The organism is Alphaproteobacteria bacterium, assembly GCA_005883305.1.
Classification (GTDB): domain Bacteria; phylum Pseudomonadota; class Alphaproteobacteria; order Sphingomonadales; family Sphingomonadaceae; genus Allosphingosinicella.
Genome location: VBAC01000001.1, coordinates 646,120 through 669,920, shown reverse-complemented (window position 1 = coordinate 669,920; position 23,801 = coordinate 646,120). Strand labels below are relative to the sequence as shown.

Annotated in this window: 29 protein-coding genes and 1 tRNA gene; 11 read left to right on the top strand and 19 right to left on the bottom strand. The window is 67.4% G+C overall.

The window, feature by feature from the left end:
- Positions 1–34: 34 nt before the first annotated feature.
- Positions 35–1,222 carry a hypothetical protein gene (locus E6G92_03265; protein TMJ18860.1) on the bottom strand — a complete coding sequence of 396 codons (1,188 nt, stop codon included), beginning with the start codon at positions 1,220–1,222 and terminating at the stop codon, positions 35–37.
- Positions 1,223–1,270: 48 nt separating this feature from the next.
- On the opposite strand from E6G92_03265, the gene E6G92_03260 reads away from it, so the two are divergent.
- The 5 genes from E6G92_03260 to E6G92_03240 all read left to right on the top strand — a co-directional run bounded on the left by E6G92_03260 (position 1,271) and on the right by E6G92_03240 (position 5,166).
- Positions 1,271–2,044 carry a hypothetical protein gene (locus E6G92_03260; GenBank protein ID TMJ18859.1) on the top strand — a complete coding sequence of 258 codons (774 nt, stop codon included), beginning with the start codon at positions 1,271–1,273 and terminating at the stop codon, positions 2,042–2,044.
- A gap of 275 nt (positions 2,045–2,319) precedes the next feature.
- A complete protein-coding gene (locus E6G92_03255; protein ID TMJ18858.1) occupies positions 2,320–4,035 on the top strand; it encodes a 30S ribosomal protein S1 in 1,716 nt (571 codons plus the stop codon).
- 212 nt (positions 4,036–4,247) lie between these two features.
- Positions 4,248–4,526: an integration host factor subunit beta gene (locus E6G92_03250; protein ID TMJ18857.1), complete on the top strand. Its 279-nt coding sequence runs from the start codon at positions 4,248–4,250 to the stop codon at positions 4,524–4,526.
- A gap of 149 nt (positions 4,527–4,675) precedes the next feature.
- Positions 4,676–4,761 (top strand) — tRNA-Leu (locus E6G92_03245).
- A 153-nt stretch (positions 4,762–4,914) separates the two neighbouring features.
- Positions 4,915–5,166: a hypothetical protein gene (locus E6G92_03240; protein ID TMJ18856.1), complete on the top strand. Its 252-nt coding sequence runs from the start codon at positions 4,915–4,917 to the stop codon at positions 5,164–5,166.
- A gap of 11 nt (positions 5,167–5,177) precedes the next feature.
- Here the strand turns inward: E6G92_03240 and E6G92_03235 are convergent, their stop codons facing one another.
- Complete coding sequence (locus tag E6G92_03235) at positions 5,178–5,513, bottom strand: hypothetical protein (protein ID TMJ18855.1); 336 nt, start codon at positions 5,511–5,513, stop codon at positions 5,178–5,180.
- Between the two features lie 82 nt (positions 5,514–5,595).
- Here E6G92_03235 and E6G92_03230 point away from each other — a divergent pair, with 82 nt between their 5' ends.
- Positions 5,596–7,038, top strand: coding sequence for an ABC transporter substrate-binding protein (locus E6G92_03230; GenBank protein TMJ18854.1), 1,443 nt, complete (start codon positions 5,596–5,598; stop codon positions 7,036–7,038).
- On the top strand, positions 7,038–7,481 hold the full coding sequence (locus E6G92_03225) for a DUF4112 domain-containing protein (GenBank protein ID TMJ20682.1): 444 nt from the start codon (positions 7,038–7,040) through the stop codon (positions 7,479–7,481). Before E6G92_03230 ends, E6G92_03225 begins: the two co-directional genes overlap by 1 nt.
- 109 nt (positions 7,482–7,590) lie before the next feature.
- Here the strand turns inward: E6G92_03225 and nadC are convergent, their stop codons facing one another.
- Positions 7,591–8,448 (bottom strand): carboxylating nicotinate-nucleotide diphosphorylase, encoded by an 858-nt coding sequence (gene nadC / locus E6G92_03220; GenBank protein TMJ18853.1) that lies wholly within the window; start codon positions 8,446–8,448, stop codon positions 7,591–7,593.
- 87 nt (positions 8,449–8,535) lie between these two features.
- On the opposite strand from nadC, the gene E6G92_03215 reads away from it, so the two are divergent.
- The 4 genes from E6G92_03215 to E6G92_03200 are packed head-to-tail and all read left to right on the top strand — an operon-like array spanning position 8,536 to position 10,696.
- Entirely contained in the window at positions 8,536–8,877 is a 342-nt protein-coding gene (locus E6G92_03215) for a hypothetical protein (protein TMJ18852.1), read from the top strand.
- Positions 8,804–10,096, top strand: a complete 1,293-nt coding sequence (locus tag E6G92_03210) for a divalent metal cation transporter (GenBank protein ID TMJ18851.1) — start codon at positions 8,804–8,806, stop codon at positions 10,094–10,096. The genes E6G92_03215 and E6G92_03210 overlap by 74 nt, the downstream gene beginning before the upstream one ends.
- Complete coding sequence (locus tag E6G92_03205) at positions 10,093–10,458, top strand: PRC-barrel domain containing protein (protein ID TMJ18850.1); 366 nt, start codon at positions 10,093–10,095, stop codon at positions 10,456–10,458. The genes E6G92_03210 and E6G92_03205 overlap by 4 nt, the downstream gene beginning before the upstream one ends.
- Complete coding sequence (locus tag E6G92_03200; protein ID TMJ18849.1) at positions 10,445–10,696, top strand: hypothetical protein; 252 nt, start codon at positions 10,445–10,447, stop codon at positions 10,694–10,696. The genes E6G92_03205 and E6G92_03200 overlap by 14 nt, the downstream gene beginning before the upstream one ends.
- A gap of 171 nt (positions 10,697–10,867) precedes the next feature.
- On the opposite strand, the gene nadA is transcribed toward E6G92_03200, so the two are convergent.
- The 16 genes from nadA to E6G92_03120 all read right to left on the bottom strand — a co-directional run bounded on the left by nadA (position 10,868) and on the right by E6G92_03120 (position 23,785).
- Positions 10,868–11,941: a quinolinate synthase NadA gene (gene nadA, locus E6G92_03195; GenBank protein ID TMJ18848.1), complete on the bottom strand. Its 1,074-nt coding sequence runs from the start codon at positions 11,939–11,941 to the stop codon at positions 10,868–10,870.
- A 16-nt stretch (positions 11,942–11,957) separates the two neighbouring features.
- A complete protein-coding gene (locus tag E6G92_03190) occupies positions 11,958–12,659 on the bottom strand; it encodes a DUF4230 domain-containing protein (GenBank protein TMJ18847.1) in 702 nt (233 codons plus the stop codon).
- Positions 12,641–13,507, bottom strand: coding sequence for an MBL fold metallo-hydrolase (locus tag E6G92_03185; protein ID TMJ18846.1), 867 nt, complete (start codon positions 13,505–13,507; stop codon positions 12,641–12,643). Before E6G92_03185 ends, E6G92_03190 begins: the two co-directional genes overlap by 19 nt.
- A 36-nt stretch (positions 13,508–13,543) precedes the next feature.
- The gene (locus E6G92_03180) at positions 13,544–14,956 is read right to left on the bottom strand and encodes a hypothetical protein (protein TMJ18845.1); all 1,413 of its coding nucleotides are present in this window, start codon (positions 14,954–14,956) and stop codon (positions 13,544–13,546) included.
- Positions 14,953–15,318 (bottom strand): BlaI/MecI/CopY family transcriptional regulator, encoded by a 366-nt coding sequence (locus E6G92_03175; GenBank protein ID TMJ18844.1) that lies wholly within the window; start codon positions 15,316–15,318, stop codon positions 14,953–14,955. The genes E6G92_03180 and E6G92_03175 overlap by 4 nt, the downstream gene beginning before the upstream one ends.
- 285 nt (positions 15,319–15,603) lie before the next feature.
- Positions 15,604–15,930 carry a Grx4 family monothiol glutaredoxin gene (grxD, locus tag E6G92_03170; GenBank protein TMJ18843.1) on the bottom strand — a complete coding sequence of 109 codons (327 nt, stop codon included), beginning with the start codon at positions 15,928–15,930 and terminating at the stop codon, positions 15,604–15,606.
- 11 nt (positions 15,931–15,941) lie between these two features.
- A complete protein-coding gene (locus E6G92_03165) occupies positions 15,942–16,175 on the bottom strand; it encodes a BolA family transcriptional regulator (GenBank protein TMJ18842.1) in 234 nt (77 codons plus the stop codon).
- The gene (locus E6G92_03160; protein ID TMJ18841.1) at positions 16,175–16,501 is read right to left on the bottom strand and encodes a DUF1476 domain-containing protein; all 327 of its coding nucleotides are present in this window, start codon (positions 16,499–16,501) and stop codon (positions 16,175–16,177) included. The genes E6G92_03165 and E6G92_03160 overlap by 1 nt, the downstream gene beginning before the upstream one ends.
- 192 nt (positions 16,502–16,693) lie before the next feature.
- The gene (locus E6G92_03155) at positions 16,694–17,683 is read right to left on the bottom strand and encodes an NADPH:quinone oxidoreductase family protein (protein TMJ20681.1); all 990 of its coding nucleotides are present in this window, start codon (positions 17,681–17,683) and stop codon (positions 16,694–16,696) included.
- A gap of 10 nt (positions 17,684–17,693) precedes the next feature.
- Entirely contained in the window at positions 17,694–18,107 is a 414-nt protein-coding gene (locus E6G92_03150) for a type II toxin-antitoxin system VapC family toxin (GenBank protein ID TMJ18840.1), read from the bottom strand.
- Positions 18,107–18,370 (bottom strand): type II toxin-antitoxin system prevent-host-death family antitoxin, encoded by a 264-nt coding sequence (locus E6G92_03145; protein ID TMJ18839.1) that lies wholly within the window; start codon positions 18,368–18,370, stop codon positions 18,107–18,109. Before E6G92_03145 ends, E6G92_03150 begins: the two co-directional genes overlap by 1 nt.
- Positions 18,371–18,428: 58 nt before the next feature.
- A complete protein-coding gene (locus tag E6G92_03140) occupies positions 18,429–19,202 on the bottom strand; it encodes an N-acyl homoserine lactonase family protein (protein ID TMJ20680.1) in 774 nt (257 codons plus the stop codon).
- A 61-nt stretch (positions 19,203–19,263) separates the two neighbouring features.
- A complete protein-coding gene (locus E6G92_03135; protein TMJ18838.1) occupies positions 19,264–20,211 on the bottom strand; it encodes an NAD(P)-dependent oxidoreductase in 948 nt (315 codons plus the stop codon).
- Between the two features lie 10 nt (positions 20,212–20,221).
- Complete coding sequence (locus E6G92_03130) at positions 20,222–20,905, bottom strand: ferritin-like domain-containing protein (protein ID TMJ18837.1); 684 nt, start codon at positions 20,903–20,905, stop codon at positions 20,222–20,224.
- A gap of 362 nt (positions 20,906–21,267) precedes the next feature.
- Positions 21,268–22,032 (bottom strand): 4-(cytidine 5'-diphospho)-2-C-methyl-D-erythritol kinase, encoded by a 765-nt coding sequence (locus tag E6G92_03125; GenBank protein TMJ18836.1) that lies wholly within the window; start codon positions 22,030–22,032, stop codon positions 21,268–21,270.
- A gap of 127 nt (positions 22,033–22,159) precedes the next feature.
- Positions 22,160–23,785, bottom strand: a complete 1,626-nt coding sequence (locus E6G92_03120) for a tetratricopeptide repeat protein (GenBank protein ID TMJ18835.1) — start codon at positions 23,783–23,785, stop codon at positions 22,160–22,162.
- Between the last annotated feature and the right edge of the window lie 16 nt (positions 23,786–23,801).

Sequence of the window (23,801 nt, the reverse complement as noted above, 5' to 3'; positions counted from 1 at the left end):
ATTCGTCCCGATTGGCGAACCCGAATGTGCGGAGCTAGCCGTGCAGACCGGTATAGTCATATCCACCGGGCGGATGTGGAGGAGGATCGATGTGGACTAGATTCTCTAGAGCGGCAGCGATGTTGTTTGAATAGGACTCACTGCGCCACAGGGCGTCCGAACCATTGAACCCATTAGTTCCGATATAAGATTCTCTCGTATGGCCGCTGTCGAGCCAATTCTGGAACTGGGTATGAGTATAGCTCAACGCATTCGACAGCATATGGCCAACCTCGTGAAGAATTAGAAAATCCAGTTGATGGAACGCCGCCGTTTCATAGGCCACGAGCTGGGCACGATTGATCTCTGTGACCCAACCGCCGTTGCCATCCGAATGAACCATCCCCGCGCCGCCTGAAATGTTTGTATAGGTCCCGTTCGTGGCCACAATGTGATAATGGTCGAGGATATTGACCAGCTCGGCAAGATCGAAGGTTTCATTGCCATTAGGCCCCTTAAACGTAATGGTCGCGTGACCCCCACTCTGATCTAAGAGTTGGTGAAGCTGGGCAGAAAGGGCTTGGCGATGGGCTTCTGCCACGCCTTCCGGATTTGCCGCTGCCGTCGCCGCATCGGCGGAAGGATCGACCTGTGGCGCTGGAGGAGGTGGGGGATTTCCATTGTAATGTGATGCGTCGAAGCCGGTAAACTGGAACGTCCAGTGGCCACCCGTTACGACAATCGTCTGCCCGTCCATGGCCGTTGGCGCCCCGGCGTGCCAGGTACCGAAGACCGTGATGCCGTTCAGGGTCATGGCAAAGGTCGAGCCATCACTCAGTTTTTGAACGTCCACTTGGCCGTGGCCAAAGCTCGCCACAAAGTGGTTTCCGCCATAAGCGGTCAGCAGGAATTCTGGGTCGACATCGCTGGTAAGGTAATCGAAATAATGGACGCTAGGCTGGCTCTGAACGTGAGGCATCCACCCAAATTTCTCAAGCCACATTGAGTCCATGGGAGCTGTGTCGGAATGATCATCGTAATAGCTGTTCTGGTCGGCGCCGTGAGAGATAACGGGCGCCTCGAGATCATCGAAGAAGATGCTCAGGTCGTCTAGAACCGCCTGCCACAAAAGGGGAGGGCCAAACGGGGGGTCTTCATTCGGCGGAGGCGAGCCGCCGCCGTCGCCTGGATAGTTTGAATCCTGATAGTTCGAATCTTGGTAATTCGATTGCTGGTATGGCATTGGATCGCCCCCTATCCATTTGATTGCGATACAATACGCTACGAGACAATGACTTCAAGAACAGAATCGCACCCAACCTGGAACTGCCCGCCACTTCGTCCGATGACGTCGAATGAAGTAGCCGTCGCAGACGGATTCTACTCAAGCATCTCCGATAATGCGACATGGCCAAGTGGTGCGATGGAAACCGCTGGCCTCGAATTGAGAGTTGCTTTGATGCTTTTGGAGAAGGGAGGCTCATTCCCAGCCGCTGACAATCCGTTCTGGAAGAGGAAGTGCCGATCGCTTTTCTTGCGGCCGGCCATGGAACCGATTGCCAGCACCTATTGGGGGCGATTTGGTGTCCTTGATGTGGATGCATCAACTGCCCTAAAAATGGCATCAGCGCTGGCTGGTCGGCCGCTGGTATATCGAAAGGGGCCGGCCATTGGCCAATCGGCCACGGGGGACGTGCATTTCGGGCCCTTGGTGTCTGTCGATGATTGGCTTCAGAATATGCAGAGAGTCGCTCGAACGCCGGAGTTGCTTCCCGGGCTGCCCGTCTATTGCTTTGCCAACACGATAATGACCCACCCGTTTTCCGACGGCAACGGCCGGGTCGCAAGAGTGATGGTTCACGCGGCCCTGGCGCGTAATTTGGGTTTGGATTCTCCAAAGATTGCTCTTGCACCCGCCTTTTATCGACGGGGAGAAGCCCTGGCCTCGGCCCTCAATACGCTGAACGAACACGGCGATTGGTCTAAAATCAATCGCGTGTTTTTCTCCGTCCTTGATGAGGCCGCGCTGCTAACGCGCGCATTACACTCCCGTATCTGTCGCTGACGAATTGCGCGGCCACTTCTCTTGCCCCTCCCCTCTCTCTCCTCTATAGGCGCGCCCGTCCGGCGGGCAGTGGCCCGGCGGTAAGCCAAGAGGCGCAGGCGTTTTGGAGAAGGCTCGAAAGCCGGCTCCTACCCCGCGTTTCGGCCTGCCGCCCCACCGCCCCGATGGACGCCTCCCCGGCATTCGGCCGGGCGGGGCAACACCCTCTGGCCCGGCCCGCGCTCTCTCCTGAGTCCGCGGTGCGGTCCGGTAAGTTATCGAAGGACTCTCTACAAATGGCCACCACGGCAAACCCCACGCGCGACGATTTCGCCGCGATGCTCAACGACTCCCTCGGCGGCGAGGACCAGGGCTTCGAAGGCCGGGTCGTCAAAGGCATCGTCACCGCGATCGAGAACGATCTCGCGGTCATCGACGTCGGCCTCAAGTCGGAAGGCCGCGTGCCGCTGCGCGAATTCGCCATGCCCGGCCAGAAGGCCGAATTGAGCGTCGGCGACGAGGTCGAAGTGTTCGTCGACCGCATCGAGAACACCCATGGCGAGGCGATGCTGAGCCGCGACCGCGCCCGCCGCGAGGCCGCCTGGGACAAGCTCGAGACCGAGCACAATGCCGGCAACCGGGTCGAGGGCGTGATCTTCGGCCGGGTCAAGGGCGGCTTCACCGTCGATCTCGGCGGCGCCGTCGCCTTCCTTCCGGGTTCGCAGGTCGATATCCGCCCGGTCCGCGACGTCGGCCCGCTGATGGACCTCGCCCAGCCGTTCCAGATTTTGAAGATGGACCGCCGCCGCGGCAACATCGTCGTCTCGCGCCGGGCGATCCTCGAAGAGACCCGCGCCGAGCAGCGCTCGGGCCTCATCCAGAGCCTCGAAGAGGGCCAGATCGTCGACGGCGTGGTCAAGAACATCACCGATTACGGCGCCTTCGTCGATTTGGGCGGGATCGACGGCCTGCTCCACGTCACCGACATCAGCTACAAGCGCGTCGGCCACCCGAGCGAGGTCATCAACATCGGCGACACCGTCAAGGTGCAGATCATCCGCATCAACCGCGACACCCAGCGCATCAGCCTCGGCATGAAGCAGCTCGAGAGCGATCCGTGGGAGGGCGCGGGCGCCAAATATCCGGTCGGCGGCGTGTTCAAGGGCCGCGTGACCAACATCACCGAATATGGCGCCTTCGTCGAGCTCGAGGCCGGGATCGAGGGCCTCGTCCACGTCTCCGAGATGAGCTGGACCAAGAAGAACGTCCATCCGGGCAAGATCGTCTCCACCTCGCAGGAGGTCGACGTGGCGGTGATCGAGGTCGACGAGGAGAAGCGCCGAATCTCGCTCGGGCTCAAGCAGGCCCAGGCCAATCCGTGGCACGCCTTCGCCGACAAGCATCCCGTCGGCACCGAGGTCGAAGGCGAGGTCAAGAACGCGACCGAGTTCGGCCTGTTCATCGGCCTGGACGGCGACGTCGACGGCATGGTCCACATGTCGGACATCGCCTGGGGCGTGACCGGCGAGGAGGCGCTGAACCTTCACCGCAAGGGCGAGAGCGTCAAGGCCGTGGTGCTCGACGTGGACGTCGAGAAGGAGCGCATCTCGCTCGGCATGAAGCAGCTCGAGCGCGGCGGGGTCGCCAAGGGCGGCGGCGCGGGCGCGGGCGCGGGCTCGGGCGCGAACAAGGGCGAGACGGTCACCGTCACCGTGCTCGACGTCAAGGACGGCGGTTTGGACGTTCAGATCGGCGACGACGGGGCGACCGGCTTCATCAAGCGCACCGATCTCGGCCGCGACCGCGACGAGCAGCGCCCCGAGCGCTTCCAGGTCGGCCAGAAGTTCGACGCCCTGGTGATCGGCTTCGATCGCTCGAAGAAGCCCAATTTCTCGATCAAGGCGCTCCAGATCGCCGAGGAAAAGCAGGCCGTGGCGCAATACGGCTCCTCCGATTCCGGCGCCTCCCTCGGCGACATCCTCGGCGAGGCCTTAAAGCAGAAGAACAGCTAACCTGGCTTTGACGGGCGGGCGCCAGGGCGCGCCCGCCCCCTATTTTTTCGCGCTTGCCGGCTAGGTGTTTGAATTTGTCGGCTTTTCGCTTTCTCCCCGATATTGATTTTTGTTGCTTTCGGTGCGACTGTCGGTCCTACGAGTTGCGTGGGGGCGCGCTTAGGTATGCCGGCGCGCGCGGCCGGCCGTGATTTCCTGAGGAGGGGGACGACGTGATCCGATCAGAGCTGGTTCAGAAGCTATGCGACGACCATCCCGATTTGACCCTCAAGGAGGTTGAACGGGTCGTCACCGCATTCTTCGATTCGATCATCGAGCAGCTCCAGACCGGCGGCCGTGTCGAGTTGCGCGGCTTCGGCGCCTTCTCGACCCGCGGTCGCGACGCGCGCAAGGGCCGCAACCCCCGCACCGGCGAGGCGGTGGACGTCTCCGCCAAGAGCGTGCCCTATTTCAAGCCAGGCAAGGAAATGCGCGAGCGCTTAAACGTCTGAGCCGAGCCGGCGCGCGGCAAGGCGCGCAGAGCGGAGCGAGCGCGACTTACCGCGAGACTCGGCGAAGGCCGGCCCGCCTCAACTGGTTGAGGACCGACGTCACGCGATTCACTCGCGTGACGGCACGACGCTGATATGATGCACACCGTGCGGACGTGGCGGAACCGGTAGACGCTGGAGACTTAAAATCTTCTGCCCCATGGGCGTGCGGGTTCGAGTCCCGCCGTCCGCACCAACGAACGGCTCACCAACCCTTCCTACCGCTTCGGCGAAGGCGCTCGTCGGCCATCGCGCCACGCGGGCGGATCGCCGCAGAGGGCGCAGCCATTTCTGAAACGGGCGGTTCAGCGCTGCGGAGTCAATTCGTCAGCGGGAAGGAAAAATCTCCATGTTGCGTAAGAGTATAGCATTCGGCGCCGCGCTCGCCCTTTCGGCCAGCCCGGTCGTGGCCCAGCCGTCCGCTCAGCCTTTGTCGATCCAGCCATCGGTTCAGCGCGCCGGCGCGCCGGGAGGCGGAAGTCAATTGGAAGGCGGCAGCTGGTTTCCGCCGGCCTTGTTCGCGCTGATCGTCATCGGCGGAATCCTGATGGCCACGGGCGTCCTGTTCGACGACGACGACGACCAGCCCTTCAGCCCGTAAGCAGCCGCGGCTCAGGCGGGAGCCTTTTCCCCGGTCCATTCGCATCGCGCAAGAGTGATGGGATCGAGGAACATGCCTCCCAGCCGGCTGCCGATCTGCCAGCGCACCTGCGCCTCGACCGTTCCGATGCCGGGGATATCGAGGTTGATGTAGGATCCGATCCGAACCGGTTCGGCGCATTCCGCCATGAAACCGGCGCTGGACATGTTGCGCACGGTGACGGCGATTCCACCGCGGTTTTCGTCGGCCAGGCTCGCCTGTCCTCCACCCTCGACCCGCCGGGCGCGGCGCGGCGTCAGGTCGTGGCCGAGCTCGTGGGCGGGGCGGTCTTCGGGGTTACGGTCCATCCTACGGAGGTAATCGAGGTTGGTGAAGGAGGGGTAAAAGCGGAGGAGATTTTGGGGGGCGGCATAGGGTATCGTCGTGCCTATGGCGATTCGCGTAGTGGCCCGTGCGGCGCTCATGGCGACCGCGCTGGCGCTTGCCGGCTGCGGCGGGGAAGAGGCGGGTCCGGTCCGGATCAGCGCGATCGGGGCGCCCCCCGCCCTGGCCAACGCCAACCTCCAGCCGCTCGACGCCCCGTCCGCTTTCCTCGCCGAGGCGGTGGCCCAGGGCCTCGTCCATTTCGACGCCCAAGGCGAGATCGAGCCGGCGCTGGCGCAAAGCTGGGTCGTGTCCAACGACGGCCTGCGCTACACCTTCCGAATTCGCCGGGCCTCCTGGGCCGACGGAACGCCGGTCACCGCCGAGCAGGTCGCCAGCCGCCTGCGGGCGGCGCTTAGCCGGGCCAGCCGCAACCCGCTCAAGCCCGTCCTGGGCGCGGTCGAGAATGTCGTGGCGATGACCGATTTCGTGCTCGAGATCACGCTTCGCGGGCCGCGCCCGAACTTCCTCCAGCTCCTCGCCCAGCCCGAAATGGCGATCCTGCGCAGCAATGGCGGAACCGGGCCCTACCGGCTGGCCCGGATGGAGGGGGCTGCGGCGCGGCTGGAGCTTCCGCGGGGCGAGGACGAAGAGGCCGCGCGCGAGGGTCCGGACATTCTCCTGCGCGGCGAGCGCGGCGCCCTCGCGGTGGCCCGCTTCGCCCAGGCCCAGGCCGACATGGTCGTCGGCGGCACCGCGGGAGACCTGCCGATCGCCCGCGCCGCCGACCTTGCCGCCAGCCAGCTCATCTTCGATCCCGTCAACGGCCTGTTCGGCCTCGCCTTCACCCTTTCGCCGGCGCTCGCCGACCCGGCCATTCGGCGGGCGCTGGCGATGGCAGTGGATCGCGACGCGCTGGCGGCGGCGATCGGCGCTCCGCGACTTGCCCCCCGCGCGGCGATCGTCCCGCCCGGCATCCAGGAGCTCGTCGCCCCTTCGCAGCCGGATTGGGCGGCGCTGCCGCTCGACGCCCGACGGGCCGCGGCGGCGCAGGCGATCGCGGCCATGCCGGAGCCGCTGCGGCTGCGCGTGGCCATGCCCGCTGGCCCCGGCTACCGCCTCGTTTTCGCGCATCTCAGGCGCGACTGGCGAATGATCGGGGTCGAGGCCGAGGCCGTGATGCCTGGAGCGCCTGCCGACCTCATCCTCATCGACCAGGTCGCGCCGGCCAATCTCGCCAGCTGGTACCTGCGCCATTTCGCCTGCGACGCGAGCGCGATCTGCGACCCCGCGGCCGATCAGGCGCTTCTCGCCGCCCGGGCGGCACCCAACCCGGCGGAGCGCCAGGCCCGCTTCGCCGAGGCCGACCGCATCCTTAGCGCCCTTGCGCCGTTCATAGCGCTGACCGCGCCGGTGCGTTGGTCCCTGGTGTCGCCGCGGTTGACGGGCTTTCGCCCCAATCCCTTCGCGCGCCACCCGGCCACCACCCTGATCGCGGAGCGCGAATGATGCCGATCAATCCCCAGGACTTCCAGGCCGGAATGAACAGGCTGCCGCTCGGCCGCGACGCCGCCTCCGTGCGCCGCCGGGTCGAGGCGATGGAGAAGCTGCTCGAGCGCGGCTTCACCATCCCCGGCACCAACCAGAATTTCGGGCTCGACGTATTGCTCGATCTCGTTCCGGTGGTCGGCGACGTGATCGGGGCCGGCCTGGGCGCGTGGATCGTCTGGGAGGCGAGCAACCTCGGCATGTCGAAGTGGCAGATCGCGCGGATGAGCGGCAATGTCGGAGTCGATTTCCTGCTCGGCGCGATCCCGTGGATCGGCGCGATCCCCGATCTCTTCTTCCGTTCCAACAGCCGCAACGTGAAGATCGTGCGCAAATGGCTCGACAAGCATCACCCGGAAACGGCGGTGATCGAGGGCCAGGTGATCGGGCGGAGGGAGCTTTAGAGGTAGAGCCGTTCCCCGGCGAAGGCCGGGGTCCAGGAGCCGGAGGCTTTTCTTTCGCGTTCGAGCCCGGCGAGTGCCGGGCCTGGACCCCGGCCTTCGCCGGGGAACGTCAAAGCGACGGATGGCTCAACTCGAAGTCCAGCCCGATGTCCGCCGCGGGCGCGGACTGGGTGAGGCGGCCGACCGAGACGTAGGTCACGCCGGTCTCGGCGATGCCGCGGATCGTCTCCAGCGTGACGCCGCCGCTCGCCTCGGTCGGAACGCGCCCCGCCACTTCGGCGACCGCCTCGCGCAGTGCCGCTTGGCCCATATTGTCGAGCAGCAAATGGGTGGCTCCGGCCTCGAGTGCGGGCGCGATCTGGTCGAAGCGGTCGACCTCGACGATGATCCGCTCGATCCCCGCCGCGGCGGCGCGACGAACCGCCTCCCCCACCGATCCGGCGACCGCGACATGATTGTCCTTGATCATCGCCGAATCCCACAGGCCCATCCGGTGGTTCCGCGCGCCGCCCGTGCGTGTCGCGTATTTCTCGAGCGCGCGAAGGCCCGGGATCGTCTTGCGCGTGTCGAGCAGGATGGCGCCGGTGCCTTCGATGGCATCGACATAGCGGCGGGTTAGGGTGGCGATACCGGAGAGGTGCTGGAGCGTATTCAGCGCGGAACGCTCGGCAGTGAGCAGGGCGCGAGCATTGCCGTGCAGGGTCAGGAGGACCTCGCCGCTCTCCGCATGGGCGCCGTCCTCAATCGCACGTTCGAGCCTTACCTCCGGATCGAGCGCGCGAAAGAAGGCCTCGGCGACGGGAAGGCCGGCAAGCACGATCGCCTCGCGAGTCCGCATGACCCCGTCGAAGCGCGCGTCATCGGGGATGACGGCCGCGGAGGTGATGTCCCCGCCCTCGCCGAGGTCTTCCGCCAGAGTGGCGGCGACGAAGCGGTCGAGATCGAAGGCGTCGAGCTGGAAGGCCATGACGGCGGCTTGTTCCCGAAACCGCGCCGCGGCTCAAGCGCTTGTTTCCCATTCGGAACGACGCCGCCGCCTCGGGGTTGAGCGTGCATGCCACGCGCCTTCCCCGCCCTGATCGTCCTGGCTTTGGCCGCTGCGTGCAGCGACTCGAAACGCGAGCTCGGGCAGGCGAGGACGAGCCGCTCCGTGCTCGCCGAATGGGCCCTGCTCGCCGAGATGAACGGCACGCTGCCGGGCACCTACGCCCGGCAAATGCGCGATGAGGCCCGAAGCGAGCTCGACGCGACGGCGGCGGCCGCGCGGCGCTCACCGAGTCCCAATTCCGCAGCCATCCTCGCCCTCGCCGAAGTGAAGGGCGATCCGCCCGCCGCAGCGCTGCGGGCCCGGGTTCGCCGGGCGCAAGCGCTCGAGCAACGCCTTGAAGCCCGCTGAGCTTGCCCTCGGCATCCTGACGGCGGTCGGCGGCTTCGTCGACGTCAGCGAGCTGGTCTTCGTCTCTCAGGCCGGATCGCAGTTCGGCTATGCGCTCGTCTGGGTGATCGCTCTCGCCACGGTCGGGATCATGGTCTTCGGCGAGATGAGCGGCCGGGTCGCGGCGATCGCCAAGCAGCCGGTGTTCAACCTGATGCGCCACCGGCTCGGCCTCAAATGGGGGCTGATCACCCTCGCCGCCTCGCTCTTCGCCAACACGGTCACCTGCGCGGCCGAGATCGGCGGAGTGGCCCTGCTCGCCCATCTCTTTACCGGGCTTCCGACGGCCCTGCTGGCGGTGGCCGTCACTCTGGTCTTCGTCGCCTCGATCTGGTTCCTGCCCTTCAAATGGATCGAGCGGGTCTACGGGCTGCTGGGATTGTTCATGCTCGTGTTCGGCGCCGCTCTGGTGGCGATAAATCCACCGTGGGCGGAGATCGCCGGCGGGCTTGTCCCGCAAGTCCCGCAGGGCAGCCCCTCGCACCAATTGGCCTATGCCTATTTCGCCGTGGCGATCATCAGCGCGGTCATGTTTCCCTACGAAACCTATTTCTACTCCTCGGGCGCGATCGAGGACGAATGGGGCGAGAAGGATCTCGGCACCAACCGGGTGACCGCGATCATGGGCTTCGCGCTCGGCTCGCTGCTGGCCGTTTCGCTCCTGGCGCTTTCGGCCCAATTGTTCGGCCCGCGGGGCATCTCCCCGGAGATGCTCGGCACCGTGGCTCTCGAATCCGCGATCCCGTTCGGATCCACCGGCCTGTTCATCGCCCTGCTCGGAATGCTGTTCGCGATCAGCGGCGCGGCGATCGAGACGTGTCTCGCCAACGCCTATTCGGTCAGCCAGTTCTTCGGCTGGCGCTGGGGCCGGCATCGCCCGCCGAGGGAGGCGCCGCGCTTCACCTTGTGCTGGATCGCCGTCTTCGCGGTGGCGCTCGTTCTGGTCCTCACCGGAATCGAGCCGATCCAGCTGGCCGAATATGCGGTCGTCAGCTCGATCCTCGTCCTGCCCCTCACCTATTTGCCGCTGCTTCTTCTCGCCGGCGACCGGCGCTACATGCGCCGGCACGCCAACGGGGCGCTGAGCAAGGTCCTGGGCTGGGGCTATTACGCGCTGATCGTCGCCGCAGCGCTCGCCGCGCTTCCGCTCTACCTGATCACCTCGGGGGGCCAATCGTGAAGCCCGGCGGCGACATGGATCTGGCGGCGGACGTCCGCGACCTGCAGATCGTCGATTGCGACGGCGAATATTGCGGTGTCGTCGACGACCTCGAATTCGACGGCGGCCCCGGCAAGGCGGCGAAGGTCGCCGCGATCCTGGTCGGCCCGGGCGCCTATCGCGCGCGCCTGCCGGGGTGGATGGCCTGGATCGCCCGGCTGGTCGCCGGAGACAGGATCGTCAAGGTCGACTGGAAGGAGGTCGACAGCATCTCCAGCGCCGTTCACCTCAAGTGCAGCGCCGGCGCCGCGGGCCTCGGCTGGGCCGAGCGCCGCGCGCAGAAGATATTGGACCGGACGGGAATGCCCGATGCGGTTGTCTGATCTCCACAATGCCCGAGTGCGCGCCGATGACGGCAAGATCCTGGGGCGCGTTCGCGAGGTGCATTGCGCGAAGGGCAGGATCACCGCCCTCGGCATCGGCCCGGGCGCCCTGCGTCGCCATTTCACCGGGCACGGCGGCGGGCGGCGCATTGCGTGGGAGAAGGTGGTGGCGGTGAAGGCCGGGGAGGTGATAGTCGAGGGGGTCAAGCAGACTTCGAAACGATCACGCTCATCCTGAGGAGGGACTGAGTTTGTCCTTCGAGACGGGCCTTCGAAGGGTGCTTCAGAATCGTTCCCCGGCGAAGGCCGGGGCCCAGGAGCCGGAGGCTTTTCTTCGCGTCCCAAACCCGGCGAGCGCCGGGCCTGGACCCCGGCCTTCGCCGGGGAACAAGTTAACGCGGCGGATGGCTCAACTCGAAACCCAGCCCGATATCCGCCGCCGGGGCCGATTGGGTGAGGCGGCCGGGCGAGCGGTTATTACTCGATCCCCCCTGATCAGCGGCTTGCCGACGTCGCCCTTGCCGACCGTGCTTGCCGCCATCTCAAGCATCCGGTCGAGCGACGCCTTCGCCCGGAGGCGCAGGCCCTCCTCGATCTCGATCCTCGGCTGGAGGTCGCGAAGCGCGACGTAGAGCTTCTCCAGCGTGTTGAGTGCCATATAGGGGCACGCATTGCAGTTGCAGTTGCCGTCCGCTCCGGGCGCTCCGATGAACGTCTTGTGCGGGGCGTCCTTCTCCATCTGGTGGATGATGTGCGGCTCGGTGGCGACGATCAGCAGGTCGGCTGGCGATTCCAGCGCATATTTGAGGATTCCCGAGGTCGCGCCGACATAATCGGCATGGTCGACGATGTGCGGCGGGCATTCGGGGTGGGCGAGGACCGGAGCGCCCGGATGCTTCGCCTTGAGCTTCAGCAGCTCCGTCTCCGAAAAGGCCTCGTGGACGATGCACACGCCCGGCCAGAGCAGCATCTCGCGCCCGAGCGTCCGCGCGAGATAGCCGCCGAGATGCTTGTCGGGGCCGAAGATGATCTTCTGCTCCTTCGGGATCTGGTCGAGGATCGTCTGCGCCGACGAGCTGGTGACGATAATGTCGCTGAGCGCTTTCACCTCCGCCGAGCTGTTGATGTAGGTCAGCGCGATATGGTCCGGATGCTGGGCGCGGAAAGCCGCGAACTGATCGGGCGGGCAGCTGTCCTCCAGGCTGCAGCCGGCGTTCATATCGGGCAGAACGACGATCTTGTCGGGCGACAGGATCTTCGCCGTCTCGGCCATGAAGCGAACGCCGCAAAAGGCGATGACGTCGGCGTCGGTCGCCTGCGCCTTGCGCGAAAGATCGAGGCTGTCGCCGACGAAATCGGCGAGGTCCTGGATCTCCGGCGCCTGGTAATAATGGGCGAGGATCACCGCGTTGCGCTCCGTGCGCAGGCGATCGAGCTCGGCGCGCAGGTCGAGGCCCTTGAGGCTGATATTCGGTGCGTTCATCTCACTCCCCGGGGGCTCAGCGTGTGGCTTGCCGGTCGCGCACGGCTTCGTCGATCCGCCGCGGCCGATCAAGGAAATAGGCTTCCTCCCGGCCGTTGGGCCCAAGGAATTCCACCGCCACGCTGGCGTCGATGCCGCTTGCGCGAAGCGGCATGGCGAAGCTCCTCGCCACGCTGCGCATCGCCGCGCCCCGCGCCAGAGTCATCGGAGCCGGCTCGCGCGCCTGGCGCATGAGATCGTCCTGCGCGCTTCGTGAATTGGCCTGGTCGATCGTCCGCTCGGCGCCGGTGAGAGCCATCACGATGCCCCCTTCCGAATATTGCTGCACATTGCCCAAATCGATCTCGGGGCCGGCGATTTCAAGGGGCGGCATAGTCACGGTCAGCGTGCGCATCGCGCCGTCCCAGGCGAGGCTTCGGCGCGTGAGCCGGGAGAGGTCGACGCCGTAGCGGACGCTCCCCGGCATGATCAGGGTCTTGCGCGCGGTGAGGCCGAGGCGGGTCTCGCTGGCGGTGACCACGGCGACGAAGCGGCCGACGAAAACCGTCATCCGCCCCTCGTCGCGGATCGAGAGCATAGCGGAATTGGCGATCGCCTCGGCGTCCGACCCGGGCGCGGTCGCCGCCGGCCGGAGCAGGAGCGCGATCAGGCCGCCGACCGCCAGAGCGAGCAGCAGCGGGCCGACCAGCAGCGCGAGCTTCAGGCGGCGAGAGTCCATCGCCCCTCCTCGGTGCGGACCAGGCCGCGCGCCTCCATGTCGATCAAATGGGCGAGAACCGAGCGGCCGGCGGCGGGATAGAGCCTCGGATCGGTGCCGGCATACATCGCCTCGACCATCGCCGGGATCCGCCCCTCCCCTTGGCCCAGCAGCTTCGTGATCTGCTTCTCGCGCATCCGGCGGTGGACGATCAGGGCGCGCACGTGCGCCTTGGGCTTCTCGACCGCCGGGCCGTGGGCGGGAAAATAGATCCGGTCGTCCCGGGCCAGGAGCAGGTCGAGGCTCTTCATGTAGGCGGCCATGTCGCCGTCGGGCGGGGCGATGACCGTCGTCGACCAGCCCATGACATGGTCGCCGGTGAAGAGCACGCCCGATCCTTCGAGCGCGAAGCAGAGATGGTTGGAGGTGTGGCCCGGGGTGGCGACCGCGCGCAGAGTCCAGCCGTCGCCATTCAGGGTCTCGCCGTCGGCGAGCACCCGATCCGGCCGATAATCGAAATCGAACGCCGCGTCCGCGCGCGGGCCGTCGTCCTCGAGCGCGAGCGGGGCGCAGCCAACGATCGGAGCGCCGGTCGCGGCGGCCAGGGCGCGGCTCGCCGGGCTGTGGTCGCGGTGGGTGTGGGTACAGAGGATGGCGACCACCTCGGCCCCGCCGACCGCTGCCGTCAGCGCCGCGACATGCTCGGGCGAATCGGGTCCGGGATCGATGACCGCCACGGGACCGGCGCCGACGATATAGGTCTGCGTGCCGGTATAGGTGAAGGGCGACGGATTGGGCGCCAGAACGCGGCGAACGCCCGGCCCGGCCTGTTCGACAATTCCCGTCGGAAAATCCTCCATGGCCGGCATGTGGCACTGCCGGCCATGGAAGTGAAGGCGGCGGCTTTATTGGCCCCTCAGCCGGGCGATCTCGCGGTCGAGCGCGGCGGTGACCCGCGCCTTGGCCTCGGCGCTGAGCTCGCTGTTTCCGGCCAGCCGGTGGCGAGCGCTCTGGAGCCGCTCGGCGCGCTCGGCCGGAGTGGCGTTGCCGCGGCTGCAGAGCACGACCCGAGTGCGGTCGTGGGCGTCGCCTTCGTTGACTTCGGTCGCCTGGCCGCCGGCGCAGTCCGCCATCGCCATATGTTCGGCATGGATGCCGGCCGAGTCGCCGCCTTCGCCCCGGTGCAGGGTGAAGGTGTGGACCTGCGGATGATCGCCCTGGGCCGCATGGCCGCCTGCGCGATCATGATCGTCGGTCATGATGACGATCCGGCGCTCGTGATGGTCGCCGTCGGCGTGGGTCCCGGAGGCGGCGCCCGGGGCACGATCGCCATGCTCGATACGGTGGACGATGACGCGCTCCTCGCGCCGCTCGGCCGGCGGCGCGGCTTCGCCCTGCCCGGGCGCGGCCTGCGGGGCCGTCTGCTCCGCGGCGAGGCCCGGAGCACCCAGCGCGAGGCTGATCGCGGCGAGGCTCCCTACGGCCGCCGCGCCGCCAAGCAGGCGCAGCCGGCTCGCTTTGTGGGTCTTCATCATCTTCAATCTCCGTTTCAGTTGGTCTGCATGGTTGAGCGGGCAGGTGGCGATGAGCCCCGGCCGGCTCGCGGATTTGATCAGCGCCCGGGCGTAATCGAGCCGGGCGTCGGGCGTTGCGGAGGCGGCGACCGCGGCGTCGCAGGCCAGCTCCTGGTCGGCGCGGAAGGCGCGGAAGGCGAGCCATGCGACCGGGTTGAACCAGTTGGCGGCGAGCACCAGCAGTCCGAGATGGTTCCACCACAGGTCGCCGCGGTGGTGATGGATCGCCTCGTGATCGAGCGCCAGGCGCTGCTCCTCGGCCGTGTAGCGGGCACCGAAATCGGGCGGCACGACGATCCGCCGATCGAGGAGGCCCAGAGCGACGGGGCCCTGCACCGCGGCGCTCTCGATCAGTTGGAGCCCGCGATGCAGGCCGAGCGGGCGCGCGCTGCCGTCGATCTCGGCGCGGAAGCGCAGGTAGGCGAGGAATTGCCAGGCGAGCAAGGCGAGCGCCCCGGCGGCCCACAGGCCGATCGCCATCGGCATCCAGGGCGAAGGGCCGGAGGCGCCGGGGAGCGGCGAGGCGTCGCCGGCCCAGACGATCAATGTCTCCGGCGGCGCGAGCGCGGGCAGGTCCGGCGCGAAGGACGGCAAAGGCGGAACGACCAGCCGAAGCGCCGGCAGAAGCCACAAGGCATAGGCGGCGCCGGCGCCGAACCAGGCCGCGACCGGCCGGCGGACCGCCAGGACCAGCAGCATGACGAGGCTTGCCCAGCCGAGATTGGCGAAGAACCAGCCGGTCACGACTTGAGCGCCTTCAACAGCGCCTCGATCTCGGCGATGTCCGCCTCGCTCAGCCGGTCCCGCTCGGCGAGATGGGCGACCAGCGGCGTGACCCGCCCGCCGAACATGCGGTCGATCAGCCGGCCCGATTCCTGAGCGACATAATCGGCGCGCGCGATGGCAGGGCGGTAGAGGTAGCGGCGTCCGTCCTCCTCGTGGGTGAGGACGTTCTTGGCCAGCAGCCGGGCGAGCATCGTCTTGACCGTGCGGATGCTCCAGCCGCGCTCGCCGGGGACTCGCTCGGCGACCTCCGCGGCGGTCAGTGGCGCGTCCTTCCAGAGCACCTCCATCACCGCATATTCGGCCTCGCCGATCCGCTCCATTCCGATCGCTCCCGATGTGTGACTACACGAGTAGTCATTCCGGTGCTGAATGGAATATGAACGACAGCCCAGTCTGTCGGCCCGCTTTACATCGAGGGTGGCTGGTTAATTCCCGTTCACCGTGGAGAATGACGGAATTCCGCGCTTTTCGCGCTCTGGCACGGAGAGTGAAAGGATAGATGCGTCCACACGGTTCCACTCTCGAGGGCGGGCCTGGCGCACTTTCCGGTCGCGCTGCCCGCCCTTTCCTTTTGGCGAAACCTCACGGCGCCGGCGAAGGCCGCCTCAGGCGCGGGCGACCTGCTTCTCCTCGACCAGCTGCTGGAGCTCGCCGGCCTCGTACATTTCCATCATGATGTCGGAGCCGCCGACGAATTCGCCCTTGAGGTAGAGCTGGGGCACGGTCGGCCAGTCCGAATAATCCTTGATGCCCTGGCGGATCTCCGGGTCCTGGAGCACGTCGACGGTATCGAACTTCACGCCGAGATGATCGAGGATCGCGACCGCCCGGCTGGAGAAGCCGCATTGCGGGAAGAGCGGCGTGCCCTTCATGAACAGGACGATGTCGTTTTTCTTTACAATGGCGTCGATGCGCTCGCGGACGTCGGTCATGGTGTAGCTCCTTATTCGGGCGCGGCGGTGCTGAGCTTCAGCGCGTGCAGCTCGGTCCCCATCCGCCCGCCGAGCGCCTGATAGACGCGCTGGTGCTGGCGGACGAGCGGCAGGCCGCGAAAGCTCTCGGACACGACCCGCGCCTCGTAATGATCGCCGTCGCCGGCCAGATCGACGATCTCCACCCGCGCGTCGGGAATGCCCTCGCGGATCAGCGTCTCGATCTGTTCAGCCGGCATGGGCATCAGCCCTGGGCCTCGATGAAGTGGCGGCGGGCCTCGACCGTCTTGTGGTCGAGCGCGGCGCGGATGGCGGCCTCGTCGATCTCGACGCCCGCCGAGGTCAGATCGCCGAGGAGCTTGCGCACCACGTCGTGATCGCCCGCCTCCTCGAAGTCGGAGCGGATCACGTCCCTTGCATAGGCGTCGGCCTCGGCCTCGGTCAGCCCCATCTTCTTCGCGGCCCACTGGCCGAGCAGGCGGTTGCGCCGAGCGACGATCTTGAACTGCATTTCCTGATCGCGGGCATACATATTCTCGAATGCCTTCTCGCGGTCGTCGAACTGGGTCATGGCGGTCCTAGCTGCTGAGGGTTCGCGCTCCAGATAGGCCGCGGCAAGGATGGGCGCAACCGATCCTCCCCTGCATTTGCAGGGGAGGGGGACCGCACGACGTGCGGTGAAGGGGGCCCCCTTCCGGGGCGAGAGGCCCCTCCACCAGGCTTCGCCTGGTCCCCCTCCCCTCGAAATCGAGGAGAGGAAAAATCACTCCATCGTCACGACCAGCTTGCCCACCGCTTGGCGCGCGGCCATGTGAGCGATCGCCTCGCCGCCCCGCGCGAGCGGCCAGGTGCGGCTGATCCGGGGGGAAATCCTGCCCTCCTCCCACAGGCGGAACAGGGTCTGCACGTGCGCCGCATTGGCGGCGGGATCGCGCGCGGCGAAGGCGCCCCAGAAGACTCCGCGAACGTCGCAGCTCTTGAGCAAGGTGAGGTTGAGCGGAAGCTTCGGGATGCCGGCGGGGAAGCCGACCACAAGCAGCCGCCCCTCCCATGCGATCGCTCGAAGCGCCGCCTCGGTATAATCGCCGCCGACGGGATCGTAGATCAGGTCGGCGCCCCCCGGCCCCACAGCATCCTTGAATTGCTGCGCGAGGGCCTTGCTCCCCTCCTTGTCGAACGGGCCGCGCGGATAGACGATCGTCGAGTCCGCCCCCGCCTCACGCGCCGCTTCGGCTTTCTCCTCCGAGGAGACGGCAGCGACCACGCGCGCTCCGAAGGCCTTGCCGAGCTCGATCGCCGCAATGCCGACGCCCCCTGCCGCGCCGAGCACGAGAAGGGTCTCCCCTTCCCTGATCCGGCCGCGGTCGAGCAAGGCGTGGATGGTGGTGCCATAGGTCAGGATCAGGCCCGATCCTTCCTCGAAGCTGCGCCCCTCGGGCAGCCGAAGTGCTGTCGCGGCCGGCACCGCGACCTTCTCGGCAAGCCCGCCATGGCCGAGCATGGCGATGATCCTGTCGCCCTCCCGCCAGCCGGAGACGCCCTCCCCGACGGCCTCGACGGTCCCGGCGATCTCCCCGCCCGGGGCGAAGGGCCGCTCGGGCCGGAACTGGTATTTGTCCTCGATGATCAGCACGTCGGGATAGTTGATCGCGCAGGCCTTGACCCGGACGAGCAGCTGGCCCGGTGCGGCAACGGGATCGTCGATTTCCGCCAATTCGAGCGTGGCGGGACCGCCCGGCGCACGGGAAAGCAAGGCTTTCATGTTAATCCCTTCCGATAACGGCGATGCCGACCGACGCCGCCGCTTTCGCCAAGGCATTGTCGAGCGTTGCGAGAGGGACGCCCCGGCGTTCGGCAAGCTCGAGGTAGAGCGCGTCGTAGATGGTCAGCCGGTGCGCTCGCGCGAGCGGGAGCACCCGTGCAAACACAGCGGTCGCGCCATCCTCGTCGACCTCCATTTCAAGCGTGTCTAGAAGATCGAACAGCCGGCTGATCTGTGCTGCCGCGGCCCGCCCACGCCTTTCGGCGACCAAAATCCCGTTGCCTACCTCAGCTTGCCAGTGAACGGGAACGAGGATCTTCTGGTCAACCAGTTCGCGCAGAATAAGCGTGCCTGCCTCGTCTTCATCTTCGAAATACCAGTTGAGAATGACCGAAGCGTCGACGACGGCCCCCATCAGGGCCGCCCCTCGTTGATCCATTGCTTCAGATCGTCTCCGGGCTGGAGCCGAGGACCGTGCTCCTTACGCCAGGCGAAAAACTCTTCGAGCTTTCGCCGCCGCTCCTCAACGCTGAGGACTGGTTTGACCGGCGTCAGCTTGGCTATCGCATTGCCATGCCGGCGAATGGTGATGGTTTCGCCCGCTTCGACTCTGGCAAGCAGCTCGGAAAAGCGGGCTTTGGCTTCGGCGGAGCCAAATTCGGTGGCGCGAGCGTCCATTCTGACCTCTTTTCCCAGCTTTCAGGTCATAATAACCCATGCGCCCGGAGAGGACAAGTCACCGCGCCGAGGCCGGAAAAGCGGGCAGCTTGGCGACGTCGGCCGGCTCGTGCTGGATGATCACCCGCGCGTGGAGGTTCCGCCCGAGCCGGTCGAACCGGTCCATCGAGGCCAGCGAATCGGCGCGATCGGTGTTGAACGGCGGCACGCCGCGATGCGCGACCTGCTCGGCGAAATGATAGACGTCGCCGGAGAGCAGGACTAGTCCCGAGGCCAGGCGGACGAGAAGGCCGTGATGGCCGGGCGTGTGGCCGGGGAGGCCCAGCATCGTCACGCTGCCGTCGCCGAACACGTCATGATCGCCCCGCACCTCCGTCACCTGCCCTCCGCCGCTCAACCAGTGAGCGAGATCGGCCTGCCCTTCCGCGGGCCGGGTACGCATCGCGGCGATGTCCTCTGCGCCCATCAACAAGCGCGCGCCCGGAAATGCGCGCGCCTGACCGGTATGATCGCCGTGATAGTGGCTGATGCCGATCATCGCGACCTGCTCCGGGCGGACACCGATCCGGGCCAGCTGGTCGATGATGCTCGAACGCAAGCTGACGGTCATCGTCGGATTGACGTCGGGATGGCCGACGAGCGCAGCGGGCATGCCCGAGTCCCAAAGCAAATACTGGTCCCCATGCCTGATGAGGTAGCAGCTGCCCACAAGGCGCTTCGGCCGCGCCGGATATTCCGATGTGTCCGACATGAAGGCATTGATGTCGTTGATCTGGAAATCGCCGCAATCGAGCCGCCACATCTCCAGCCGAGGCGCCGGCGCCGCCTGCATGCCCGTCAGTGTGGCCCAGCCCAGAACGATCGCCAATGCCCGTTTCAGCATGTTGCCCTCCTCAGCGTTCCTTGGGCGAGACATAGGAGGGATCGTGGACGAAGGGCAATTGCTGCCCGCCGGCCAGCGCCGCCAGGATCGCGGCGAAGTCCGTCCGGCAACGGAAGCCGAGCCGCCGCTCGGCCTTCGCCGGATCGTAAACCCGGTCGATCCGGGCCGGCAGCGACCAGCCGGCCTCCGCGTAGAGGGCCGCGGCCGCCGGATAATGGCGCGAGATGACGGCGCGCGCGTCGCGCGCCAGCTCCCCGCATTCCTCCCGCAAGAACGGCGTCGGCGCCGAGAGAATGAAGGTCTCGCAGCCGAGGCCCGGCGCCTTGTCGAGCGCCACGACATGCGCTTCCGCAGCGTCCTCCACGGTCAGACGGCGGTTCAGGAACTCGTTGGCCTTCCTGTTCGGCCCGGAAAGGTCGCGATGCGTGTCGTCGTCTTCGGGAAAGAACCGGCCGGTGCGCAGAATCGCGATATCGAGCCCGTGGGCGCGGTTGGCCTCCCGACACAGCGCCTCGGCGGCGAGCTTGGTCAGGCCGTAAATGTTGCGCGGCGCCGGCGGCGAATCCTCGTCGAGCCAGGCGGCTTGCGCGAGCGCGCCGGAGCGGAGCGATTCCGAGATCATCAGCGAAGTGGTCGAGGTAAAGACGAAGCGGTCGTTGCCCGCCGCGACCGCGGCGTCGAGCAGGTTTCGTGTCCCCTCGACGTTGACCGCCTCGAACGCGCTTTCGGGGTAGCGGACGATGTCCGGCTTGTGCAGAGCGCCGGAGTGAATCACCGCTTCGATGCCGTTCTCGCCGAACGTGCGCTCGACCAGCGCCTTGTCGGCGACCGATCCGATCACTGCCGTGTCCGCGCCCGCCGCGACGTCCAGGCCGGTCACCTCATGACCCACCGCACGCAGCCGCGGCGCGAGAAAGCGGCCAAGCCACCCGGATGAGCCGGTCAGGAGGATGCGCATGGCGGCCGGCTCAGGCCGCGGCCCGGACCGGCGAGGCGAGCGGCTCGGCGGGATCCGCGGCGTCGGCCCATTGGGTGCGCCGCTTCAGCCGCGGGTTGAGGAAGAGGACCGGCAGCTTCAGCACCAGCAATTCCGAATGGATGAACGAGTCGATCGCCCGCTCCCACCATCTCGGCTCGCGCCGCCCGTGCGCCTTCAGCCAGCGATCGTAGGGGGCCCAATGGCCGGGCTCGTCCTTCTCGATCACCCGGAAGATCTTGATCAGAATCTTGTCGCGCTTGACGATCGGATGGTCGAGCAGGACTTCGACCATCTTGTAGCCGCGCTTCTCGGTGAGCGAGATCACCCGGCAGAGCCGCTCGAACAAACGGTCGTCACAGATCACCTTGTCGGTGTCCAGATCGTCGATGCCGCGGCGGAACATGATCTCGACGAAGCGGTCGATATGCCCGCACGTGCGGCCGACCTCGAGCGGCATCTTGCCCTGAAGCTCGAACCAGCGCTTGAACATCACATAATGCTTGCGCTCGTCGGCGCGGTGGCGCTCGATCGCCGCGATGAACGCGGTGTCCTCGGGCGTGCGCCTGCGGACGGCGTCGAGGATACGATCGATGCTCGTATAGCCGCGATGCTCGTTATAGATGTAGATCGACCCAAGCAGGTCGAGATAGCGGCGCCGAAACCACTCCCTCATTGCCGTCCGATTTCCGACCCTTGGCGCGCCCCGTCAAGCTTTTTGAGGGGGTGCGCGTCGAACCGGACGGATCCGGTGCCCGGTGGAACGCGGCGTCGACAGTCGTCCTTCCCGCTCAGATCGAGGGCACGGTGGCGGGAATGGGCAAAAAAAGGCCGGGCTGCCCGATACGCTGGCGGCCCGGCCGTAATTTTCCGCGGCGCCCGTCCGGTGGAGGCGGGGGCCGCGGGCGAATGTCGGCGCGTTACAATCGCGCCTCGACTCGTCGGGCATCAGGAGAGCAAGGGCCGTGCCAGAACGGATTCCCGCGGCTTTCGATGGTTAACGGCCGTTCCTCGCTGTTCCAGGGAGGGACTGGCGGGTCATTTGAGCCTGGTTTGGGACACCCACCAGCCGGGCCTGCCGGCGGCGATGCGTTTCGCGGCGGAGTTTCGCGCCCCCTCGTCGTCATAGAGCCCGAAGCAGGTCGCGCCGGAGCCCGACATGCGCGCGATGCGGGCATCGCCGAGGGCGCCGAGCACATCGGCAATGATCGGGACCAGGGCGATGGCCGGCGCCTCGAGGTCGTTGCGGCCTTCCTCCCACCGCTCCAGCGGACCGCGGTCGTTGCCGTCCCAGGCCGAAAAAACTGCGCCGGTGGAGAGAGGGACGCCGGGATTGACGAGCAGGATCGGCGCTCCCGAGAGCCCCTCGATCTCGACCGGCTCGATGTCGTCGCCCCTTCCCTCTCCCCGAGTGGTGCGGCTCAGCAGGCAGGCGGGGACGTCGGCGCCGAGCGCGCGGGCGACGGCCTCGCCGCCGCCGTAGAGACGCAGAAGCGCCGCCGCGTCGGCCGAGCCGCCGCCGAGGCCGGCGGCGACCGGGAGGCGCTTGTCGAGCGTAAGCGCCGCCGACAGGCCGAGCGCGCGGGCGGCCTTCAGCACCAGATTGTCGGTTTCGCCGGCCAGCCGCCCGGCGAACGGACCGGTCACCTCCAGCGTGAGCTCCTCCGCAGGACGCGCGGTCAGGATATCGCCCTCCTCGCAGAAGGCGAAGATCGTCTCGATCCGGTGATAGCCGTCCGCCTCCCGCGCCCGCACGTGAAGCGCGAGGTTGAGCTTGGCGTAGGCGGTTTCGCCGCGGGTCATATTCCTCCCCGGAACGGGGAGGGGGACCGTCCGCCAGGACGGTGGAGGGGCCGAGGAGGTGGACGCGCTTCGGCCCCTCCACCACGCGCTTCGCGCGCGGTCCCCCTCCCCGTTCCGGGGAGGATTTTCACCGCGCCGCCAGTTGCGGCGTGAGTCCCGTTTCGATCTTGGCCGCGATCCGGGTCGCCGCATCCCCCTCGGCGTAGACCGAGGCGGCCATCCAGGCGAAGCGGGCCTCGACCCGGCGGCCGGCGGCGAAATAGGCGTCGCCGAGATGTTCGTTGATCTCCACGTCGGCCGGCTCTCCTTGGGCAGCCTGCTCCAGCAGGGTGATCGCTTCGGGAAGCTCGCCCTTCAGATAGAGCGCCCACCCCAGCGAATCGGTGATCGCGTTGCTGTCCGGCGCGCGACGGTGCGCCTCACGGATCAGCCGCTCGGCCCCCGCCACGTCTTCTCGCCGGACGAGCTGGGCGTAGCCGAGGTAATTGAGCACGAACGGCTGTTCGGGCGCGAGGGCGTAGGCCTTGCGCAAGGCCGTCCGCGCCTCGGGCCAGTTGCCCGCCTCGTCGAGCGCGCCGCCGCGCATCAGCCACAGCACCCATTCGGCCTCGGCGCCGTCGCCGTCGCGGCGGATTTCGATCGCGCGCGCGAAGGCGGAGGCCGCCTCGTTCTGCCGGTGCATCGCGGCATAGACCTCGCCGAGGCGAACCCAATCGGTCGCTCCCGCCCCGCCCGCGCCGGTTGCGGCAAGCGCCTCGGCCAGCGCCGCCTCGCGGTCGCCGCCGTCGAGCAGGATCCGGATGCGCTGGTCGCGCGCGGCGATCGCGAAGGGATCGCCGGCGGGCACGTTGGCCAGCATCGGAACGGCGATCCGCTCCTTGTCCTGAAGCGCGAGAAGCTCAGCGGTGACCATCCAGGTCTCGCTGTTGTCGGGCGCGAGCCAGGTCGCGACCCGGGCGAACATCGAAGCCAAGCCGGTCAGCTCCTGCTGCTGGAGATCGAGCGAGAGGCGAACGAGCAATTCGGCCATCGCCGAATCCGCGCCGTCGATCGCGCCGGGCAAGGGCTGGCCCGCGCCGACCAGAGCGCGCGCGGCGACGATCGGCGCGCCATTGCCTTCGAGCAGGGCGAGCGCCGCTTCCCGCTCGCCGCGCTTCGCGAGCAAGGCGGCGCCGGCGATTCGCAGGCGCTGCCCGCGCGCTCCGGCCGAGGCGGCGGCGCGGACCAGCTCGGCGGTGGCGCCGGGACGATTGAGCGCGAGCATCAGCAGCGGGCGGTGCTCGGCGGCATAAGCGGCGGCGACGCCCTGCCCTCCGGGCGCCGGCAGAGCGGCGAGCGGGTCGCCCTGGCGCGAGCCGTAGGCCAGCCAGGCGCGCAGCACCGGTACCATGAAGGCGAACAGCTGATCGCTCTGCACGGCATCGATCCGGGACTTGGCCGCCGTCCAGTCGCGCTCCCGGAAAGCCTCGGCGACGAGCAGCAGCCGGGCGTCGGGAGGCAGGACCCGGCGGCTCTCGAGCCGGTGGGCGGCATCCAGCGCAAGGCGCCAATCGCCGGCGGTGACCGCGTGGGAGAGCGCCTGGGTGGCGATCATGTCGTTTTCGGGCGCCGCGGCGAGCGCGGCGACATAGCCCTGGCTGGCCCGGTCGAACGCGCCTGCGGAGGAAGCGGCGCGCGCCTCGACATAGGACTGGAGCGGGGAGCGCTCGACCCGGGCCTGCGCGGCGGAAGAGAGCACGAGCGCGCCGAGCAACAGCGCGCCGAGGCTG

Excerpts from the sequence above, each read along its gene's own strand:
- E6G92_03225 (TMJ20682.1), top strand. The coding sequence starts at position 7,038 with ATGCCGATCAATCCCCAGGACTTCCAGGCCGGAATGAACAGGCTGCCG.
- E6G92_03125 (TMJ18836.1), bottom strand. The coding sequence starts at position 22,032 with ATGACCCGCGGCGAAACCGCCTACGCCAAGCTCAACCTCGCGCTTCAC.
- E6G92_03160 (TMJ18841.1), bottom strand. The coding sequence starts at position 16,501 with ATGACCCAGTTCGACGACCGCGAGAAGGCATTCGAGAATATGTATGCC.
- E6G92_03230 (TMJ18854.1), top strand. The coding sequence starts at position 5,596 with ATGGCGATTCGCGTAGTGGCCCGTGCGGCGCTCATGGCGACCGCGCTG.
- E6G92_03260 (TMJ18859.1), top strand. The coding sequence starts at position 1,271 with ATGACTTCAAGAACAGAATCGCACCCAACCTGGAACTGCCCGCCACTT.
- E6G92_03255 (TMJ18858.1), top strand. The coding sequence starts at position 2,320 with ATGGCCACCACGGCAAACCCCACGCGCGACGATTTCGCCGCGATGCTC.
- nadC (TMJ18853.1), bottom strand. The coding sequence starts at position 8,448 with ATGGCCTTCCAGCTCGACGCCTTCGATCTCGACCGCTTCGTCGCCGCC.
- E6G92_03140 (TMJ20680.1), bottom strand. The coding sequence starts at position 19,202 with ATGCAGGCGGCGCCGGCGCCTCGGCTGGAGATGTGGCGGCTCGATTGC.
- E6G92_03165 (TMJ18842.1), bottom strand. The coding sequence starts at position 16,175 with ATGCCCATGCCGGCTGAACAGATCGAGACGCTGATCCGCGAGGGCATT.
- E6G92_03190 (TMJ18847.1), bottom strand. The coding sequence starts at position 12,659 with ATGGACTCTCGCCGCCTGAAGCTCGCGCTGCTGGTCGGCCCGCTGCTG.
- E6G92_03135 (TMJ18838.1), bottom strand. The coding sequence starts at position 20,211 with ATGCGCATCCTCCTGACCGGCTCATCCGGGTGGCTTGGCCGCTTTCTC.
- E6G92_03200 (TMJ18849.1), top strand. The coding sequence starts at position 10,445 with ATGCGGTTGTCTGATCTCCACAATGCCCGAGTGCGCGCCGATGACGGC.
- nadA (TMJ18848.1), bottom strand. The coding sequence starts at position 11,941 with ATGAACGCACCGAATATCAGCCTCAAGGGCCTCGACCTGCGCGCCGAG.
- grxD (TMJ18843.1), bottom strand. The coding sequence starts at position 15,930 with ATGACCGACGTCCGCGAGCGCATCGACGCCATTGTAAAGAAAAACGAC.
- E6G92_03265 (TMJ18860.1), bottom strand. The coding sequence starts at position 1,222 with ATGCCATACCAGCAATCGAATTACCAAGATTCGAACTATCAGGATTCA.
- E6G92_03185 (TMJ18846.1), bottom strand. The coding sequence starts at position 13,507 with ATGCCGGCCATGGAGGATTTTCCGACGGGAATTGTCGAACAGGCCGGG.
- E6G92_03215 (TMJ18852.1), top strand. The coding sequence starts at position 8,536 with ATGCCACGCGCCTTCCCCGCCCTGATCGTCCTGGCTTTGGCCGCTGCG.
- E6G92_03235 (TMJ18855.1), bottom strand. The coding sequence starts at position 5,513 with ATGGACCGTAACCCCGAAGACCGCCCCGCCCACGAGCTCGGCCACGAC.
- E6G92_03130 (TMJ18837.1), bottom strand. The coding sequence starts at position 20,905 with ATGAGGGAGTGGTTTCGGCGCCGCTATCTCGACCTGCTTGGGTCGATC.
- E6G92_03150 (TMJ18840.1), bottom strand. The coding sequence starts at position 18,107 with ATGGGGGCCGTCGTCGACGCTTCGGTCATTCTCAACTGGTATTTCGAA.
- E6G92_03145 (TMJ18839.1), bottom strand. The coding sequence starts at position 18,370 with ATGGACGCTCGCGCCACCGAATTTGGCTCCGCCGAAGCCAAAGCCCGC.
- E6G92_03240 (TMJ18856.1), top strand. The coding sequence starts at position 4,915 with ATGTTGCGTAAGAGTATAGCATTCGGCGCCGCGCTCGCCCTTTCGGCC.
- E6G92_03175 (TMJ18844.1), bottom strand. The coding sequence starts at position 15,318 with ATGGAGCGGATCGGCGAGGCCGAATATGCGGTGATGGAGGTGCTCTGG.